At 64.2% G+C, this 18,572-nt stretch carries 21 protein-coding genes; 10 read left to right on the top strand and 11 right to left on the bottom strand.

Annotated elements, in window-relative coordinates:
• Positions 1-160 precede the first annotated feature (160 nt).
• From QQK18_RS09505 to hemP, 9 genes are all read right to left on the bottom strand, one after another.
• Positions 161-1,168 (bottom strand): energy transducer TonB family protein, encoded by a 1,008-nt coding sequence (locus QQK18_RS09505; RefSeq protein WP_284340097.1) that lies wholly within the window; start codon positions 1,166-1,168, stop codon positions 161-163.
• Position 1,169: 1 nt separating this feature from the next.
• On the bottom strand, positions 1,170-1,601 hold the full coding sequence (locus QQK18_RS09510; protein ID WP_284340098.1) for an ExbD/TolR family protein: 432 nt from the start codon (positions 1,599-1,601) through the stop codon (positions 1,170-1,172).
• Positions 1,601-2,296: a protein TolQ gene (gene tolQ, locus QQK18_RS09515; RefSeq protein ID WP_284340099.1), complete on the bottom strand. Its 696-nt coding sequence runs from the start codon at positions 2,294-2,296 to the stop codon at positions 1,601-1,603. The genes QQK18_RS09510 and tolQ overlap by 1 nt, the downstream gene beginning before the upstream one ends.
• A gap of 208 nt (positions 2,297-2,504) precedes the next feature.
• Entirely contained in the window at positions 2,505-2,930 is a 426-nt protein-coding gene (locus QQK18_RS09520; protein ID WP_284340100.1) for a hypothetical protein, read from the bottom strand.
• The gene (locus QQK18_RS09525) at positions 2,930-3,748 is read right to left on the bottom strand and encodes a heme ABC transporter ATP-binding protein (RefSeq protein WP_284340101.1); all 819 of its coding nucleotides are present in this window, start codon (positions 3,746-3,748) and stop codon (positions 2,930-2,932) included. The genes QQK18_RS09520 and QQK18_RS09525 overlap by 1 nt, the downstream gene beginning before the upstream one ends.
• 4 nt (positions 3,749-3,752) lie before the next feature.
• Positions 3,753-4,853: a FecCD family ABC transporter permease gene (locus QQK18_RS09530; RefSeq protein ID WP_284340102.1), complete on the bottom strand. Its 1,101-nt coding sequence runs from the start codon at positions 4,851-4,853 to the stop codon at positions 3,753-3,755.
• A 2-nt stretch (positions 4,854-4,855) separates the two neighbouring features.
• Positions 4,856-5,731, bottom strand: coding sequence for a heme/hemin ABC transporter substrate-binding protein (locus QQK18_RS09535; RefSeq protein ID WP_284340103.1), 876 nt, complete (start codon positions 5,729-5,731; stop codon positions 4,856-4,858).
• Positions 5,732-5,740: 9 nt separating this feature from the next.
• Positions 5,741-6,793: a hemin-degrading factor gene (locus tag QQK18_RS09540; RefSeq protein ID WP_284340104.1), complete on the bottom strand. Its 1,053-nt coding sequence runs from the start codon at positions 6,791-6,793 to the stop codon at positions 5,741-5,743.
• Positions 6,794-6,803: 10 nt separating this feature from the next.
• Positions 6,804-6,956, bottom strand: a complete 153-nt coding sequence (gene hemP / locus QQK18_RS09545; protein ID WP_284340105.1) for a hemin uptake protein HemP — start codon at positions 6,954-6,956, stop codon at positions 6,804-6,806.
• A 246-nt stretch (positions 6,957-7,202) separates the two neighbouring features.
• Here hemP and QQK18_RS09550 point away from each other — a divergent pair, with 246 nt between their 5' ends.
• Positions 7,203-9,326, top strand: coding sequence for a TonB-dependent hemoglobin/transferrin/lactoferrin family receptor (locus tag QQK18_RS09550; RefSeq protein WP_284340106.1), 2,124 nt, complete (start codon positions 7,203-7,205; stop codon positions 9,324-9,326).
• Between the two features lie 191 nt (positions 9,327-9,517).
• On the opposite strand, the gene QQK18_RS09555 is transcribed toward QQK18_RS09550, so the two are convergent.
• Complete coding sequence (locus QQK18_RS09555) at positions 9,518-9,874, bottom strand: septal ring lytic transglycosylase RlpA family protein (protein ID WP_284340107.1); 357 nt, start codon at positions 9,872-9,874, stop codon at positions 9,518-9,520.
• A gap of 450 nt (positions 9,875-10,324) precedes the next feature.
• Between QQK18_RS09555 and QQK18_RS09560 the strand changes: the two genes are divergently transcribed.
• From QQK18_RS09560 to QQK18_RS09600, 9 genes are all read left to right on the top strand, one after another.
• Positions 10,325-11,677 carry an NAD(P)-dependent oxidoreductase gene (locus QQK18_RS09560; protein WP_284340108.1) on the top strand — a complete coding sequence of 451 codons (1,353 nt, stop codon included), beginning with the start codon at positions 10,325-10,327 and terminating at the stop codon, positions 11,675-11,677.
• A complete protein-coding gene (preA, locus tag QQK18_RS09565) occupies positions 11,670-12,989 on the top strand; it encodes an NAD-dependent dihydropyrimidine dehydrogenase subunit PreA (RefSeq protein WP_284340109.1) in 1,320 nt (439 codons plus the stop codon). The genes QQK18_RS09560 and preA overlap by 8 nt, the downstream gene beginning before the upstream one ends.
• A gap of 137 nt (positions 12,990-13,126) precedes the next feature.
• Complete coding sequence (locus QQK18_RS09570; protein ID WP_284340110.1) at positions 13,127-14,167, top strand: GGDEF domain-containing protein; 1,041 nt, start codon at positions 13,127-13,129, stop codon at positions 14,165-14,167.
• A gap of 108 nt (positions 14,168-14,275) precedes the next feature.
• Positions 14,276-14,638 carry a DoxX family protein gene (locus tag QQK18_RS09575; RefSeq protein WP_284340111.1) on the top strand — a complete coding sequence of 121 codons (363 nt, stop codon included), beginning with the start codon at positions 14,276-14,278 and terminating at the stop codon, positions 14,636-14,638.
• Positions 14,639-14,678: 40 nt separating this feature from the next.
• Positions 14,679-15,386: a glutathione S-transferase gene (locus QQK18_RS09580; protein WP_284340112.1), complete on the top strand. Its 708-nt coding sequence runs from the start codon at positions 14,679-14,681 to the stop codon at positions 15,384-15,386.
• A gap of 168 nt (positions 15,387-15,554) precedes the next feature.
• Complete coding sequence (locus tag QQK18_RS09585) at positions 15,555-16,211, top strand: hypothetical protein (RefSeq protein WP_284340113.1); 657 nt, start codon at positions 15,555-15,557, stop codon at positions 16,209-16,211.
• 68 nt (positions 16,212-16,279) lie between these two features.
• Positions 16,280-16,780, top strand: a complete 501-nt coding sequence (locus tag QQK18_RS09590; protein WP_284340114.1) for an RrF2 family transcriptional regulator — start codon at positions 16,280-16,282, stop codon at positions 16,778-16,780.
• A 24-nt stretch (positions 16,781-16,804) separates the two neighbouring features.
• Positions 16,805-17,263 (top strand): carboxymuconolactone decarboxylase family protein, encoded by a 459-nt coding sequence (locus tag QQK18_RS09595; protein ID WP_284340115.1) that lies wholly within the window; start codon positions 16,805-16,807, stop codon positions 17,261-17,263.
• Between the two features lie 69 nt (positions 17,264-17,332).
• The gene (locus tag QQK18_RS09600; protein ID WP_284340116.1) at positions 17,333-17,707 is read left to right on the top strand and encodes a DoxX family protein; all 375 of its coding nucleotides are present in this window, start codon (positions 17,333-17,335) and stop codon (positions 17,705-17,707) included.
• A 27-nt stretch (positions 17,708-17,734) separates the two neighbouring features.
• On the opposite strand, the gene QQK18_RS09605 is transcribed toward QQK18_RS09600, so the two are convergent.
• Positions 17,735-18,472, bottom strand: coding sequence for a TetR family transcriptional regulator C-terminal domain-containing protein (locus QQK18_RS09605; protein WP_284340117.1), 738 nt, complete (start codon positions 18,470-18,472; stop codon positions 17,735-17,737).
• Positions 18,473-18,572: the final 100 nt, after the last annotated feature.

An 18,572-nucleotide genomic window follows, 5' to 3' on the forward strand; every position in this document is an offset into this window, starting at 1 on the left:
CCATCGCCAGCCTCCAAAAGCCAGCGTTGAATCTGATTTGCCAACCAAGGGGAATCCCTAGAAGACTAAATTGTCACTACGACCTAGAGCGTTTTCAGCAAAAAAGCCTGTCCCGGACACGATCCGGGATGGCTACCACTTTTGCGGAACGGGAAAGGCTCTAGCGCACGAACGCCAACGGAACGGTGAACGTCCAGGACTGGCGTCCGGCTCCGGGCGGGATAGCCGGAAACGGCGCGGCGCGCGCGACGGTCGCCATTCCCGCCTGGTCGATGGCGGCGTTGCCCGAGGAGCGGGCGATGCCGATGCCACCCGCTGCGCCGCTGGCCGCGACCGTGAAAGTCACGTGTACTTCGCCCGCGGCGCCTCCGGCTCCTGCCGGATAGCGCAAAGCCTGGCGCAGTTTGCTCAAAATCTGGCTCGGATACCTGGCGACTTCGGCGTTTCCTCCAGCGCCGGAATCGCCCTGCTGGCCGGCATTCGCGCGGCTGGCAATGACATCGGCATTGCTTTGCCCGCCATTGCCCGCCTGCGTGGGTGGATCCCGGCGCGGCTCTTGCTGCGGTGATGTGGCCTCGCGGCGCGGTTGTGGTGGCGGGTAGGTCGGATCGCTCCGCCGGGCAATGGTCAGCGTCTGCGGCACGGGCGCAATCACGACGTCCTCCTCGGAGACAGGCTCGATCGTTTCCGGCACGGGCTCTTGCGGCGCGACTGCCGGGACGAGCACTTCGACCGGCGCGTGCCGTGCCGTCGCAACCAGCGGGGTGTCGGGGCTTACTGTTGGTTCGATGGTTTCGGCTTCGACCGGTTCGGCCACGTGTGTGGTTTGTGTCGCGCGGATCTCCTGCGGCGGTCGCGCCTCCAGCGCCTCAGCTTCGAACGTTTCGACAGGCGGTGGCAGGACCGGCTGCTCGGTCGGCTCGACCGGCTCGAGCGTTTCGGCCGTGAGCGGCTGGCTTTCGGCGGCGCCTGCCGAAACCAGGGATTGTGCCGCGCTGCTTTCGATGGTGCTCGTCGTGTTGCTGGAAACGCTCGCAAGCGAAACGAGCTCGACGTCGACCGATCCGGGCACCGGCGCATCCTCCGCCTCCGGCCATCGGAAACCGGCGAAGGCAACACCGACAATGGCAGCATGTGCGAGAAGCGAGCCGGAGAGCGCCCGGTGCATCTCAGGGGATTCCCTGGGCAACGGTGATCAGCCCGATCTTGTCGAAGCCCGCACCTGAGAGCGCACCCATCACCCGCATGACGGTGCCGTAGCCGGCGGCCGCATCGGCGCGGATATAGAGCCGGTCGTCGGCGCCATCGGCAACCAGCGCCTCGACGGTCGCCACCATCGCCTCATAGGAGACAGGTTCCCCGTCGATCGAGATGGCGCCATCCGCCTCGACGGTGACCGTCACGGGCCGGGCTTGCGGTTCGAGCGCCCGGGCCTGCGTTTCCGGCAGGTCGATGGGCACACCGACAGTCATCAGCGGCGCTGCCACCATGAAGATGATGAGCAGCACCAGCATCACGTCGACCATCGGGGTGACGTTGATCTCGGCGATCGGCTGGCTTTTGCGCCCGCGCCGCCCGCTACCGGAAACGGCTATGCCCATCAGAGCGCCCTGCCGGCGTCGAGCTGGCGCGACAACAGCGCCGTCAGCCGGTCGGCAAAGCCTTCGAGACGGGCCGTCAGCTTGCCGGCGTCGGCCGAGAGCTGGTTGTAGGCAATGACCGCGGGAATGGCGGCAAGCAGCCCGAGAGCGGTGGCGAACAGCGCCTCGGCAATCCCTGGCGCGACAACCGCAAGGCTCGTGTTTTCGGCCGCCGCGATGGCGGTGAACGCGTTCATGATCCCCCAGACCGTGCCGAAAAGACCGACAAACGGCCCGGCGCTGCCGATGGTGGCCAGGAACCCGAGCCGCTTTTCGAGCTCGGCGCTCTCCTCGGCAACCGCGAGGTCGAGCACGATCTCCAGCCGGCTCTGCAATCCGCCGGCCCGGGCGGCGTCCGCCGCATGGCTTTTGTCCCACTCGTCCATGCCGGCGATGAACACGGCTGCGAGCGCGCTCGCTTGCTTTCCCTGGTAGTCGCGCCGCAGCTCGGCAAGCGGCCGGCCCGAGGCGAAGGCGTTGTCGAAGGCGGCCATGGCCCGGCGCGTGCGCGCGAAGGCGGCGACCCGGTTGGCGATGATCGCCCAGCACCAGACCGAAGCGAGAACGAGCCCGATCATCACGCTCTTGACCACCCAGTCGGCCTGAAGGAAGAGGCCGACGAGCGAGAGTTCATGCGCGGCAGCAGCCATTTCCATCGGTGCCTCCTAAACTCGGTTGCGAACCGTGAGAGGGTCCTCGCGTGTCCCATTCACACCGGGTCATTCCCGCGAAAGCGGGAACCTCTGTTGGCAGAACTTCAATTAAAACAGAGGTCCCCGCGTTCGCGGGGATGACCCGGTGGGTGGTTCGGTCTCGTGCCAAACCGACGGTCGATAAAGGAACGCGATCGAACATGCTGATCACCTAAGTACCGAATTCGATGTCGGGACGTGCGGAGGTCGAAAGCCCGGCAAGACAGGCGCCGGCATCGAGTCCCGGCCCCTCGCAGGCGGGGATGTCGTTGACGAGCACCCGGCCGAGATCGCCGCAGTCAAGCCCGGCGAGTTCGAACTGCAGCACTTTGGTCTTGTTCTCGCTCAACGCCTTGAAGTCGAGATTGACGATGCGCTCGATCGCGCCGGAGGTGTCGAACAGCGCGACCTCGACACCGGCGCGCTCGAGCAGCGCACCCAGTCTGTTGGTGGCAAGGAAGGTCACCCGGCAGCCACTCTCACCCTGCTGGAGAGCATTGAGCTCGAGCGCGAGGCCTGCGGCCGGCGCGGCCTCCTGTGCCGCGGCGGGCAGGACAAGAAACAGGGCCAACGCGGCGGGAAACAGTCGGGACGTCATCAGGCAACCTTTGTCATGGTGGTGCGTCCGGCCGCTTTCTCGCGCGACTGCGGCAGCACGAACGGCGTTTGCGGCGCAACGCCCACCCTGATCGGGCAGTCGAACACCGTTTCGATGAGCGTGTCGGTGAGCACTGACGCCGGCGGACCGGAGGCGGCAACGCGTCCGGTCTTGAGCGCGAGAAGGCTGTCGGCATACATGGCGGCAAGGTTGAGGTCGTGGAGGATGGCGACGACCCCGCCGCCCGCTTCGGCAAACTGCCGCGCGACATCCATGATCAGGAGCTGGTGCTGGATATCGAGGCTCGAGACCGGTTCGTCGAGGAAGAGAAAGCGCGGCACGCCCTCGAGAACGGGCAGCCAGACCTGGCAGAGGACGCGCGCAAGCTGTACCCGCTGCTGCTCGCCGCCCGAGAGCTCATTATAGAAACGGCCGGCAAAGCCTGAGAGGTCCACCCGCGCCAGCGCGTCTTCGGGCAGGCGCCTCAACTGGCCGATCGGCACACCCGGGCGGCCGGCGGTCAGCCCGAGTGCCACCACCTCGCGCACGGTGAACGGAAAGGAGAGCGTCGTCGATTGCGGCAGCACGGCGCGCAGGGCCGCGGACTTTGGTGGCGGCAGGCGCCGGACGTCGTGCCCGTCGAGGACAGCTTTGCCGGCATAGGGATAGTCGCCGCAAAGGGTCTTGAGCAGCGTTGTCTTGCCCGAGCCGTTGGGGCCGACGATGGCGGTGATCTCCGCGTGTCGGGCGCGAAAGTCGACCGCGTCGAGGATTGGGCGGCCGCCGATGGAAACGGTGATGTTCGTTGCTTCGATCATGGCTTCACCAGGCAAGCTGGCTGCGGCGGCGCAGCAGGATCCAGAGGAAGAACGGGCCGCCAACGAACGCGGTGACGATGCCGATAGGCAGCTCCGCCGGCGCAACGATGGTGCGGCTGACGGCATCGGCGAGCAGCAGGAACGACGCACCGAGCAAGGCCGATGCCGGCAGCAGGTAGCGGTGGTCCGGCCCGATGACGAGACGCAGGAGGTGAGGCACGACGATGCCGACGAACCCGATGCCGCCGCTGACCGCAACCGAGGCGCCCGTCGCTGCCGCAACGATCACGATCGCCCAGCGCTTGAACGGCTGCACCGAAAGGCCGAGATGCGCCGCGGTCGCCTCGCCCAGCGTCATGGCGTTGAGGCCCTTGGCCAGGAACCCCGCGCCGATGAGCGCGGCAAGGATGATCGGGCCCGAGGACATGACTTTGGTCCAATTGGACCCCGAGAGCGAGCCCAGCCCCCAGAAGGTCAGGTCCCGCAATTGGTTGTCGTCGGCCATATAGACGAGGACACCGGTGACGGCGCCGGCGAGCGCGCCGATGGCGATGCCGGCCAGCAGCATCGTGGCGATCGCCGTCTGGCCGCTGCGCGTCGCCACCCGATACAGGATGAACGTTGTGATCAGCCCGCCGATGAACGATGCGATCTGCAGGGCGTAGATGCCGAGAAGGGCGGTCAGCGGCGCCAGCATCGTGGTGCCGAGGACGATGATGCCGACCGCGCCGAGCCCAGCGCCCGAGGAGACGCCGACGAGCCCGGGGTCGGCCAGCGGGTTGCGGAAGAGCCCTTGCATGACGAGACCCGAGACGGCAAGCCCCGCTCCGATAAGCACGCCGAGGATCATGCGCGGCAGGCGGATGTTGAGGACGACCACCTGGTCGCGCACCGCCTCGGTTCCTTCGAGCGGAACGAACCCGAAAGCGTGCGCAAGCACGCGCCAGGCCGAGGCGCCCGAGGCGCCGGTCGTCATCGAAACGACCATGACGATAGCCAGCAGCAGCGCTAGCAGGAAAACAGCGAGCTGCCCGAGACCCGTGCGGTCGCCTTCGGGACGGCCGCGTTCGAGAATGCCCTGTGTGATCAGGCTCGCCTGTGCCATCTCTAGAGGTCCGGATAGAGCGCTTCGGCGAGGTCGGTCACCGCTTCGGCCGTGCGCGGCCCGAAGCCGAGGAGATACGCCCCGTCCATCTTGATCACCGCATGATTTTTGCCGGCGGGGGTCAGGGCTATGGCGGGATGGGCGAAGAGCTCATCGGCGGTCGCGTCATGGTCGCCCCCGCGATCCATCATCAGGATGACGTCCGGCGCTGCTTCGATGATCGCCTCTTCGGTCAGGGCCTTATAGCCCGCGTAGTCCTCGATCGCGTTGACGGCGCCGGCCAGTTCGAGGATGCCGTTGGCCGCCGTGCCGGTGCCTGAGGCGTTGATCTTGCCGCCCTGCATCGAGAGGATGAAGAGCACGCGCTTAGGCTCGGCGATCCTGGCGGTCCGCTCTTCGGCGGCGGTCAGCGCCGCGTCGAGCTGGACAATAAGCGTCTCGGCCTTGTCTTCGACATCGAGCGCCTCGCCGACGGCCCGCACCTTGGCAAGGATTCCCTCGTGCGAATAGCTTTCCGGCACGGTCCGGTAGTCGACGCCGGCCTGCGAGAGGACGTCGAGCGCCTCGGGCGGTCCGCTGCCTTCGATGACGAGGAGCGCCGTCGGGCTGACCGAGAGCACGCCTTCCGGTGCGAGCGCCCGCATATAGCCGACGTCGGGCAGCTCTTGCACCTCTGGCGGATAGACAGCGGTCTGGTCGCGCGCGACCAGCCGATCCTCTTCGCCGAGCGCATAGATGATCTCGGTCAGCGACCCGCCTATGGAAACGACGCGCGAGGTGTCCACGAACGGCTCGAGCGCCACGGCGTTCGCCGCGCCCGCTGCCGAGAGAGCAGCGGCAACAAGCGCTGCCCTGAGAGTTGAAACGGTCGCGTGCATGGCGGCTCCTCAGGCGGCACGATTGCGTTGGGCGGTGGGCAGCGTTTCGACGATCACGCGCCACTCGGCGCGCTCGTCGACGCCTTCCTTGCGCTTGCCGAAGAACTGGATGATGAGGTTTCCGTCCGCGCCATAAACCTCGACCGAGGAGACGTGGCCGTCCTTGGTCGGCTTCCTCACTGCCCAGACTTCGGCAATCTGATCGAGCCGCAGGTGCAGGTGGAAGGTCGGATCCATCACGTTGAGCCAAGGACCCATCGGAGTGATGGTCTCGACTGGGCCCGAATGGATCTGAATGCAGCCGCCATTGCCGACGAACACCATGATCGGCAGTTGCGCCTTGGCCGCGGCCGTAAAGAGTGCGGGCACGGCTGCCTCCTCCAGCGGCCAGGCGTAGTCCTCGCCGGCCATTTTGAGCGCGTCGAGCCGGTCGAGGTTGAGATCCCTAAGCATGCCGAAGAACTGGTGCGTATCGGTCAGCGCGCTCCAGCGCTCGCGCAGTTCCGCCGCCGAGGCGGGCGTGCGGCGCTCGATGGGTAGGGCCGGACGGATGTCGAGGGCCGGCGACTGGTCCTTCGCCGTCAGGTTGACGGTGAGGACCGCCCAGGCCTCGAGGTCGGTAGCGGGCCGGGCATGGATCTTGAATACGGCGTTGCCCTGCCGGTCGAAGAACTGCAGCGAACGGCGCACTTCACCGTTCTCGCCCGCCTTCTCGACGGCAAAGCCGAAGGCCCACTTGCCGGGGAAGATGCGCAGGTCGATCTGGCTGCCGAGCACCATGGAGGCATTCGGGCCGACGACGACCTTCTCGACCGGACCGATCTTCTCGTGCACGGCGCTTTCGTTGCGGGTCAATGCCATGATTTCCCCGAGGGCGGTCAGGCCGTTGAGCAGCACCTCGACATCGGCGTTGAGGCGAATGACGCCGTGCCCGATATGGGCGCTGGCGAGCTCGGCTTCGGAAATGCCATGGATGCGGGCGAAGTCGCGCTCGCGCATTTGCTTGTGTTTTTCGCGCAGTGCGCGGATGTCATCGGGTGATTTTCGCAAGGTCTCGGTCACGGCAGCAGCCCTACTTGTTGAGGATAAGTTTGTCCTGGCGGGTGATCCTGAGGCGGTAGCGACCGCCCTTGTGGACGATGATCACCTCGTTGCGGCCGGCAAACAGGCCGGCACTGTCGATTTCGCGCGGTTCGTCCGCGCAAGCGTGTTCTATCGCATTCATTGTCTCAGCACCGCGGCTGTCCCCGGCACCCTGGTCGTCGGTCAAAAATGTCTGTCTCATCATAGGGTTGTCGATGACGGCGTCCCGAAGGACGAGCGCACGTCATTTGTTGACTTTCATAATCATCTTAATTAGAAGGCGCAATAGGTGATTTCGGATGTCATGTTTATTGATCCCGGATCCACGCAAGCCAGCCCACCGCCAGCCAGCGCCAACGACACTTTGAAAATTCAGGAGCTTTGGAAAATGGGGCTGGTGGGCAGGCGTGCCGCGCGGCTATTGGGCAGCGTGGCACTCACGATCGTCGGGCTGCAGGGGGCCGCGGCGCAATCGAGCGATATCAATGCGGGCAATGTGACGCTTTTGGAGCGGCTGGTGATTGGCGCGGGGGCGCCAAAGGTGGCCATCGATACTCCGCAGGCGGTGACGGTTGTCGACCAGGACGATATCGACGCCGAGCAGGCAACGACTGTGGGCGAGGTGCTCGAAGCAATCCCGGGCGTTTCCGTTTCCGGCTCGGAGCGCGTTTTCGGACAGACCTTCAACATCCGCGGCATCGGCGCGCCGGAATCGGCCAACGAGGAAGGGCGCATCATCGTCAACGTCGATGGGGCGACCAAATATTACGAGCAGTACCGCATGGGCGGGTTCTTCTCGGACCCAGAGCTCTATAAGCAGGTGGAACTCCTGCGCGGACCAGCCTCCTCGACCCTCTACGGATCAGGCGCCATCGGCGGCGTGATCAATTTCGTCACCAAGGATGCGTCCGATTTCATCGCCGAGGGCATGACGGGGGCGCTGAGGGTCAAGGGCGGCTACAATTCCAATGGCGACGGCCTCCTGGGCTCGGTCATCCTCGCCCATCGCCTGACCGGAGACCTCGACGTACTGCTCGCCGGCAATTATCGGCGCTCGGACGACTATGTCACCGGCGACGGTGACACCGTGTCGAGCTCGGATTTCGATGCCTGGTCGGGCCTCGCCAAGGTCACCGCCCGGCTCGACGACGGGGGCGTGGTGCGCCTCTCCTACCAGCAATGGGATTCGGACGCCGACGATCAGGACTACGCCCGTGTCGGCACTTCATCGATCTTCGGCACCGTCGACCGGCATGTTGTCGACCGCACGGCGATCATCTCCTACGAGAACCCGTTCTCGGACAATGACTGGCTGGACTTCAGGTTATCCGCCTCCTTCTCGGATACGAGCGTCGAGCAGACCGACGCTAGCGGCAACCCGATGTTTGGTCTCAGCTGTGCCACTCCGGGCGGTACGACGTTCTGCGACGCCGATTACGGCTACCAAACTTGGCAAATTGGCGGCGAGAACACCGGCGAGTGGCACGGCGAAAGCTGGGATAACTATCTGACCTACGGCGTACAGTTCGCGCGTCAGACCCGCTCTGCCGAGTATACCGACGTCTTGGGCAACACGCTCGGCTTAGCCCATCATCCCCAAGGCACGGATACCAAGATCGGCGCTTTCGTCCAGAACGAGTTCGTCTGGGATGAGAAGCTCACGCTCATTCCCGGCATCCGTTTCGACTGGCGTTGGCTCAATCCCGATGACAGCACGGGCCTCATGCAGGACATGGATGACGTCGCCATCTCGCCCAAGTTCGCCGCGCTCTATAAACTCACCGACGCCTTCGGCGTCTTCGGTTCCATCGCCTATACCGAACGCCTGCCGACGCTCGACGAGATCTATTCGACCCCTTACCCGAGCTACGGCCTCGAAAAAGAGCAGGCGACGAACTACGAGGCGGGCTTTACCGTTTCAGGCTATGACCTGCTGCAAGGGGGCGACAGCCTGCAGGTGAAGACCACAGGCTTTTATAACGACATCTCCAACCTCATCGACCGCCAGTGCTCGAGCGCCGCGGCCTGTGCGGCGGGTGGTTTCACCTCGCAGTACGTCAACATCGACGAGGCCCAGATCTACGGGATCGAGATGGAACTCGCCTACGACAGCGACTATGTCTTTGCCACCGCCGGCTACACCCACATCATCGGCGAGAACACGTCGACAGGGGACTATCTCGATACAGTCGCGCCCGACGAACTGGCGTTGACGCTCGGCGGCAAGCTCCCTGAGAACGGTCTCTCCGTCGGATGGCGGGCCCGGTTCGTTGCCGATCCGCAGGATTCGGCCGATGTCGACGAGACCGCAACGAGCGGCCGCGTATCGGCCGCCTTCAACGTCCACGACGTGTTCCTGACCTGGAAGCCGGAGACGGGGCCTCTCGAGGGTACCACCGTCAACTTCGGCATCGATAACGTCTTCGACACCCAGTACAAGGAATACCTGCAGAACGACCCGGGCAAGGGCCGCACCTTCAAGCTCTCCCTCGCCAAACGGTTCGATTACTAGAGCGTTTTCAGCAAAAGTGGACACCACTTTTGCGGTTCGAAGACGCGACAATTCAACGATTTAGAGCTCACGTTCCGATCCAATCGAAACTGAAATGCTCTAGCAGATCGGACCGGCTCTCGGCCGGGACGAGAAAAGGCCGGGCACATGATGCCCGGCCTTTCCATTTGTCACCTCGAAGGGTGCTTTTATCACGCCGGCTCGATGCAAACCGGCGTCGTGCCGCGATTACGAAATCCAAGCTGGGTGGCAGCGGCCTTGGAAAGGTCGATGATCCGCCCGCGAACGAACGGGCCGCGATCGTTGATGGTAACGACGATGGCATTGCCTGTGCGCTGATCGACGACGCGCAACTTGGTGCCGAAGGGCAGGGATTTGTGAGCCGCCGTCATGGCGTCCTCGTTGAAGATTTCGCCCGAGGCGGCGCGTTTGCCGTTGAACCCCGGGCCGTACCAGGAAGCGCCGCCGCATTGGGCGTGCGCCGCGATCGTGCCGGACACGAAAACCGCCGCAGCAGCGGCGGCGGCAACGAAAAGACGTCTGGTCAAAATTGGATCTGCTCATCTCTTGTTAACGATGAGCGCTCGGTAAAGAAGGCAAGTGTTAAGAATATGGGCAGCAATGCTGCCATAGCCCGCAAGGGTTGACTGTTGCCTCTATGCCACGACGATTGCGATCATGTTTGTCGCAATGCGCGCGATGTACTGACACAATTGAAGGAAATCGTTCTATGCTTCAGCCGATTCTTCCGCGAAATCGCTTGAGGATTCGGTAACCAGGAAAATCTCATTCCGCCTGTTGTCTGAGGGCAACATGAAAGGGATTAAGGGCTGGCTTTCTGCAACCGACATGGGTTGCACGGAAAAGAGTGCTGGCACGGCGGCGCGATTGTGGCGGCGAGAAGGCAGGCTTGTCATTGCCATAATTTGACCAATTGATAAAAAATCGATGGTGCGCTAGCCTGACTTATAGGGGAACATAGCAGCAGGGAAGGCACGATGGCAGGAAGTGCGTTGAAGGAGGGGATCGCGCCGGGACGGCTCGAGCCGGGTGATTACGCGGCCAATTTCGCCGACCTTCATCCGCCGCTCGATCGGCACGAGGCCCATGTCGAGGCTGATCGCTGCTATTTCTGCTATGACGCACCGTGCATGAACGCATGTCCGACGTCGATCGACATCGCCATGTTCATCCGGCAGATCGCCACCGACAATCCAATGGGCGCGGCCGAAACGATCTTCTCCCAGAACATCCTCGGGGGCATGTGCGCACGGGTGTGCCCAACCGAGCAGCTGTGTGAGGAAGCGTGCGTGCGCGAGGAGGCCGAGGGCAAGCCCGTCAAGATCGGCCAGCTCCAGCGCTATGCCACCGATATCGCAATGCAGGAGAGCAGGCAGTTCTTCACCCGCGCCGCGCCCACGGGAAAGAGGATCGCCGTGGTCGGTGCCGGCCCGGCCGGCCTCGCCTGCGCCCATCGCCTTGCGGTCAAGGGGCATGATGTCACCGTGCTCGATGCCCGTCCCAAGGCCGGCGGCCTCAACGAATACGGCATTGCCAGCTATAAGACCGTCGACGGCTTCGCCCAGGCCGAGGTCGAATACGTCACCGCCATCGGTGGCATCACCATCGAGCTCGGCCAGCGGCTGGGCGCGAACGTCTCGCTCGACGACCTCAAGTCCCGCTACGATGCGGTCTTCCTTGGGATCGGGCTCGGCGGCGTCAACGCGTTGAAGGCCGAGGGCGAGGACGCCGATGGCGTGCGCGATGCCGTCGACTTCATCGCCGAACTCCGCCAGGCCGAGGATCTCTCGACGCTCGCCGTGGGCCGCCGTGTGGTGGTGATCGGCGGCGGCATGACGGCGATCGACGCGGCCGTGCAGGCCAAGCTCCTTGGCGCCGAGGAGGTGACCATCTGCTACCGGCGTGGCAAGCAGGAGATGAACGCCTCCGGGTTCGAGCAGGATCTTGCCGCTTCCAAGGGCGTTACCATCCGCCACTGGCTGGCGCCGAAGCGCGTCCTGACCCGGGACGGCAAGGTAGCCGGCATCGAACTGGAGTACACCCAACTGGTCGACGGCAGACTTGTCGGCCTCGGTCACACCATGACCATCGCCTGTGATCAGGTGTTCAAGGCCATCGGCCAGAGCTTCGAGCCGCGCTGGGCTGAGGGGCTGGCCCTCGTCGGTGGCCGCATCGACACCGACGCCGAAGGTCGCACCTCGCGGCAAGGCATCTGGGCTGGCGGCGACTGCGTGGTCGGGGGTGACGATCTGACGGTCACGGCCGTGGCTCAAGGACGCGATGCGGCCGAGAGTATTCACACAAGCCTGATGGGAGGGACCCATGGCTGACCTGACTACGCACTTCGCCGGGATCAAATCACCGAACCCGTTCTGGCTGGCCTCCGCGCCGCCGACCGACAAGGCCTACAACGTCGAGCGCGCCCTCAAGGCGGGTTGGGGCGGCGTGGTGTGGAAGACGCTCGGCGAAGAGGGGCCACCGGTCGTCAACGTCAACGGCCCACGCTACGGCGCCATCTGGGGCGCCGACCGCCGGCTCCTCGGCCTCAACAATATCGAGCTCATCACAGATCGTGCCCTGCAGCAGAACCTGCGGGAGATCAAGGAAATCAAGATGAAGTGGCCCGACCGGGCCGTCGTCGTGTCCATCATGGTGCCGTGCGAGGAGGAAAGCTGGAAGGCGATCCTGCCCTTGGTCGAAGAGACCGGCGCCGACGGAATCGAGCTCAACTTCGGCTGCCCTCACGGCATGAGCGAACGCGGTATGGGCTCGGCCGTTGGCCAGGTGCCTGAATATGTCGAGATGGTCGTGCGCTGGTGCAAGCAATATACGCGCATGCCCGTCATCACCAAGCTGACCCCCAATATCACCGACGTCAGGAAACCCGCCCGCGCCGCCAAGGCCGGCGGCACCGATGCCGTGTCTCTCATCAACACCATCAACTCGATCACCGCGGTCAACCTCGACACCTTCTCGCCCGAGCCTTCGATCGACGGCAAGGGCACCCATGGCGGCTATTGCGGCCCGGCGGTCAAGCCCATCGCTCTCTCGATGGTCTCCGAGATCGCCCGCGATCCGGAGACCTATGGCCTGCCGATCTCTGGCATCGGCGGCATCTCCACCTGGCGCGATGCGGCCGAGTTCATGGCCCTGGGCTCGGGCACCGTGCAGGTCTGCACCGCCGCCATGACCTATGGTTTCAAGATCGTCGAGGAGATGATCACCGGCCTCTCCAACTGGATGGACGAGAAGGGCTATGCCTCGGTCGATGAGTTCGTCGGACGGGCAGTGCGCAACGTCACCGACTGGCAGTACCTCAACCTCAACTACGTGACCAAGGCCCGTATCGACCAGGACCTCTGCATCAAGTGCGGTCGTTGCCACATCGCCTGCGAGGACACCTCTCATCAGGCGATCACCAAGGACAAGGACGGCAAGCGCCATTTCGAGGTGATGGACGACGAATGCGTCGGCTGCAACCTTTGCGTCAACGTCTGTCCGGTGGACGACTGCATCACCATGGTTGAGGTCGCGCCCGGTCTCGTCGATCAGCGCACCGGTCAGGTGGTCCCCGGCGAATATGCCAATTGGACGACCCACCCGAACAACCCGATGGCCAAGGTCGCCGAGCCGGCGGAGTAGGGTTGCCTTTGTTTGCAGGAGCGGCGGGGCGAGTCCCCGACGTTTACTTCGCATCAACCATTGGCCGAGCTGCTCGGCCCACGATAACCAATGCGGAACCGGTGGCGCCTAAGGTAGTCCGCATGCGGGGGCGGTCGATGGCGCACAGTTTCAAAGGCGAGTTATGGGCCGGGCAGGCAGACGACGGCGATGCACCCCGGCCCCCGCGCCGGCTGATCGCCGTGGGTGCGGCTGCCGTTCTGCTGCTGGCGGGCGGGCTTGTTGTTGCAGCGTTCGATGCGTCGGGCCAGATCGATAGGGCAGCACTTGTCGAAGAGACGCGACGCGCCGAGCGGGCCTTGGAGATTCTGGCGGATGACGGAACGGTAAGTGCCGACGACGTCAATCGGATATCAGAGGATTTCCTGTTGGCGGGAGCGCGGCTGAGTGCGCAGCCGGCTGCAACCGAGGAGCAGGCGTCGGTGCCGCTGCCGGCGACGGCCGTGAGCGCTGCGCAACGGCATCTCGTGTGGACACCACACCGGTTGGGGCGCGAGACTTTCCTGACGCTGGCGCCACGCCGGATCATCCTGGCGGCGCTGGTTCTCGTCATCATCGGCGCCATACTCTATTGGCTCCACCGCATCACCAGCGAGCTCGACCGACACCGGCTCATGGCGCGCGAGCTGGCGAGCCGCGATGCGCTGACAGGACTTGCCAACCGCCTGTCCTTCGAAGAAGCGCTGCGGCGGGACATCTCGAACGGTGCGGCATTCGCCCTCTTCTATCTCGATCTCGACGGATTCAAGCTCGTCAACGATACGCTCGGCCATGCCGCCGGGGATAAGCTGTTGGTCTCCATCGGGATGCGTCTGACGCAGCTGGCGGCGCCGGGAGATCTCGTCGCGCGCCTCGGCGGGGACGAGTTCGCCGTTATCCGGCGAGTGGAACTGGAGCCGGAGCGACTGGCGGCGTTTGCCCGGGACACGATCATCGAGCTTTGCCGGCCGCACGCGCTCGGGGACAGCGAGCTGTCGGTCGGGGTGAGTATCGGGGTTGCCCTGCCGCACGCAGAGACCGCCGAGGCGCTGCTATCGCAGGCGGACGCGGCGCTCTATCGCGCCAAAGCGCTGCCCGGTCCGGCGTTTGTCTTCGCCGAACGAGCCGAACGTTCGGCTGGAGCCAGGAGCGCGGCCTAGCTCGCCCGGCCCGGGTGCAAAAAAGAAATCGGGGTACGATTCCGTCATGCCGCTCCGCTGGCACCGGTCATCGCGATGCGCTATTGGCCCTGGCGGGGAGGGCATTTCATGTCAGCGACACTGATTCTCGTCGGCCGCATCGTCTTCGGCCTCTTTTTCCTCATCGCCGGCGCGCGCAACTTCAAAGGCCTCGCCGAGAAGCGCGGCTATGCCACCAATTACGGCTGGGACCTGCCTCTGCCGCTCGTGGCCATCGGCTTTGCCGTGCAGGTGATCGGCGGGCTTTCGCTGGTGCTGGGGTTCTGGACGGTAGCGGGCGCACTCGCGCTCATCGCCTTCCTGGTGCTGGCGACGGCCCTCTACCACAACCTCTTCCTCTTCGAGGGCAAGGAGCGCGACCCACACCTCTACTTGACCCTCGTCAACATCACGCTGGCGGCCGGGCTCTTGCTGGTGATCGCTACGGCCTGAGCAGCCGGAACTCCTTGCCACCGGCGGGCATTCTCCCGCTATGGCCTACGAACTATTCTATTGGACCGGCATCCAGGGGCGCGGCGAATTCGTCCGCCTCGCGTTCGAGGAAGCGGGCGCCGACTACGTCGACATGGCGCGCGAGGCCGGCGACCGGGTGATCTTCCAGGTTTTGAAGGACGCGCGCACGCCATCCTTCGCCCCGCCGATCCTGCGCGACGGCGAGGTCATCATCGGACAGACGGCGTTGATCCTTCACTATCTCGGCGCACCACTGGGGCTGGTACCGAACGACGAGCATCTCAGACTCTGGACGCATCAAATTCAACTGACCGTCACCGATTTCGTCGCCGAGATCCACGACGTTCACCACCCCATCGGGGTCGGCAGCTATTACGAGAACCAGAAGCCGGAGGCCAGGCGTCGAGCCAGGGAGTTCCGCGCAGATCGGGTGCCGAGATTCCTCGACTGGTTCGAGCGGATACTCGCAGGCAACCCACAAAGCAGCGAACACCTTGTCGGCGACGGGCTCACCTATGTCGACCTCTCGCTCTTCCAGCTCGTCGACGGCCTCACCTATGCTTTTCCGCGCCTGATGCACGCCAAGCGCAATGATCTGCCCCATGTGATGGCCGTGTGGGAAGCGGTGCGCGGCCGCCCGCGCATCGCCGCTTATCTGGCCAGCGACCGGCGCATTCCGTTCAACGAATACGGCATCTTCCGCCACTACCCGGAACTGGACGCGTAAGCGGCGATCCACGCAAACAGAGTGGGGTACTCCTCGGTTCTCTGACGGAGTATGTGGAGCGAAGCTCCCGCCCTCTGCCGGCAGGGCGAACCGAGCGTTTCGGTGGATTACAGGCGCTGCGGAAAAAGCTATCGTGAGGCGGAAGAACGCTGGGCCGGAGGATCCGGGATGCTGGCCGCTATCATCGACCGCCGTCGCCTCGCCCTGATCCAAAGCTGGGTCGCCAACCCGCTGGTGCAAGTCCAGGTGGAATCGCCCATGGTCTTGCCGCGGCTGGTGTTCATCAACGACGAAACCGGTCAGAGCGGCAGCGTTGGCCAAGTCGGCCGGCGAGCAATGACCAACACTGCCATCGTCGAAGGTGGCCCCGACAAGGACCGTTCCTGGTCAGTCTGGGTAGCGTCGGGCTATTCGAGCTACCAGAAGGCCTACCTTGCCTTCATCCACACGGCCTACGGCATCGACCGCGGCCCCGCCGATCTCGCCGGTTACGACATCGATCACCTGTTGAATCGTGCGCGCTCGCCGCTGGGATCAAGCTTCATTCGCATCGAGGCCGTCTCCTCGCTCGCCAACCGAGCGTGGGGAGGCCTGTTTGAAAAGGCCGCAAGCAATCGGGCATTCCACGCCAATCGCGTACGCGAAAGGCGCACCATGAGCTGGATGATCTGCGCCAAGCTTGCTGGCCAGATGCCGCCCGCCGGCTCTGGCGATACCGCCGGCATAAATCGCCTGATCGCCTTTTTCCGCACGCTTGGCCTCAGTGATACCGAAGCCCGCGACGGGATCTCCTCAATGCTCGACTTCGCCTATCGCCTCCGCTGATGATGTGCGGCCATCTGTTGACCAAAGCCAAAATCCTGGATAATTAATATCCAGGATATGGATTGACCATGAAACTCAGCGACGGCGTCGAACAGGCCATTCATTGCGTGCTGATGCTGTCGGGGCTGAAGCCTGACGGTGTGTTGCCGGCCCAAGCGCTCGCCGAATATCATGGCGTCTCGACGAGCTATCTTCTGAAGCACCTGCAGGCCCTCGCCCGGGCACGGATTATCGAGTCCGTGCCGGGTCCCAAGGGTGGCTACCGGCTGGGCCGGAGCGCCGACAGGATCACTTTGCTCGACATCGTCCTTGCCGTAGACGGACCCGAGCCGGCCTTCCGTTGTGCCGAAATCCGCCAGCGCGGCCCCAATCCGCTGCCACAGGAGGCGTTCCGCGCCCCCTGCGCCATCAACGCAGCAATGCTGCGGGCCGAGCAGGCTTACCGTGCCGAGCTGCGCAAGACGCGCATAGCCGAAATCTTCGACGCCGATACCCCCCTCGGCCAGGCCATCAACAACCGCGCCTGCGCGTTCCGCAGTCTGTACGAACGCCGCCAGGAAGCGACCTGACTTTCCCACCAAGGAGCTACGCCCATGCAGCCACGCATCGATTTCCGCACCGCCGCCCCTGATGCCTATCAGGCAGTTTTTGCTCTGGAGAGCTATGTGCGCCAGAGTGGTGTGGACAAGGATCTGCTCCACCTCATCAAGCTGCGCGCCTCCTATCTCAACGGCTGCGCCTACTGCGTCGACATGCACGGGCGTGACGCGCTGAAGGATGGACACACCCAGCAGTGGGTCAACATGATCGCTGTCTGGGACGAGTCGCCGCTCTTTTCCGAGAAGGAACGCGCGGTGCTCGCCTGGACCGACGCCCTGACCTTCATTGCCCAGTCGCGCGCACCCGACAAGGATTTCGACGCCATGAGGCGGTTCTTCGACGAGGCCGAGATCACCCGTATCTCGGTAGCCGTCGCCACCATCAATGTGTGGAACAGGCTGGTGGTGAGCTCGCGTTCGCTGCACCCGATCGAGCATGCGACGGCGGCCTGAGCCGGCGCTGTCGAAATCGTCGCGGTTCGCTCGTCATAGGCAGGAGAACCACGATCAACGGAGCCGGTCATGCCTGCCGATCTCGCCGCCAACATCCTCGTCGTCGCCCGTATTCTCATGGGCGGCGCCTTCTTCGTCGCCGGAGTGCGCAGTACGCAATCCTTTCCCAAGCTCGTGCCGGTCATGACGACACTCGGCGCGCCGTTTCCGCCTGTCGCCTTGGCCATCGGAATCGCATTGAAGCTGGTGTGCGGCGCCGCATTGGCCCTTGGCCTTTGGCCGGCTTACGCGGCTGCCGGGCTTATCGTCTTCCTGATTGCCGCCACGCTGCTCTTCCACAAATTCTGGACCTACCAAGGGCGCGAGCGGGTCGAGCACATCAACGCCTTCATCAGCAATACCGCCCTGGTCGGCGGATTCCTCGCCGTGGCCGTCTCGCTGTGAGGCGGCCGGAGCCTGCCACGGCAGGCTTCACGCCCCTTTCTTTCTCGGGCTCAGCACGCCTGCCATGAACAGCTGCTCGAGGTAACGCGCCGCGTCTTCGAAGCGCCCCTCGCCGTTCCGGTCCTTGCCGAGCACGGCGCGGACCTGCACGTCGAAATCGGCATAGTGCTGGGTGGTGGCCCAGATCGAGAAGATCAGGTGATAGGGATCGGTGCGGGCGATCTTGCCGGCATCCATCCAGCCTTCCAGGACCTTGGCCTTCTCGTCGACGAGGTTTTTGAGATCCACCTCGATCATATCGATGATGTGCGGAGCGCCCTGCAGCATCTCGTTGGCAAATAGCCGGCTCTCGCGCGGGTAGTCCCGCGCCATCTCGATCTTGCGCCGGATATAGGAGCGGATCTCGGGGATCGGGTCGCCGTCCGCGTCTAGCGCTCGCAAGGGCTCGAGCCAGGTGGTGAGGAGCTCGGTGATCAGCCGCCGGTGGATATCTTCTTTCCTCGGGAAATAATAGAGGAGGTTCGGCTTGCTCATGCCGGCGACCTCGGCGATCTGGTCGATGGTCGAGCCGCGAAAGCCGTAGACCGAGAAGACGTCCAGCGCCGCCTCGAGGATGATGTCCTGCTTCTCGCGCTGGATGCGGGTGAGGGGCCGCGGCTTTGCGGTCCTCCCTTTTGCAGGCTTGCTGGCGGGCTTCGCCCCCTCCGCCGCGGCGTGCTTGGGCAGCGTCGCCGCCTTGCCATTTTTCATCTTGATCGGCGGCATTTTCGCCTTGCGAGAAACAATGGGAGTGCTAACCTTTTTCCAACTGGTCAAAATTCTTGGTAACACGCTCCCGCGTCAAGAGCTAATAAACTTGAACCAA

Origin of the sequence: Devosia nitrariae (assembly GCF_030160115.1) — a bacterium.
Taxonomy (GTDB): domain Bacteria; phylum Pseudomonadota; class Alphaproteobacteria; order Rhizobiales; family Devosiaceae; genus Devosia; species Devosia nitrariae.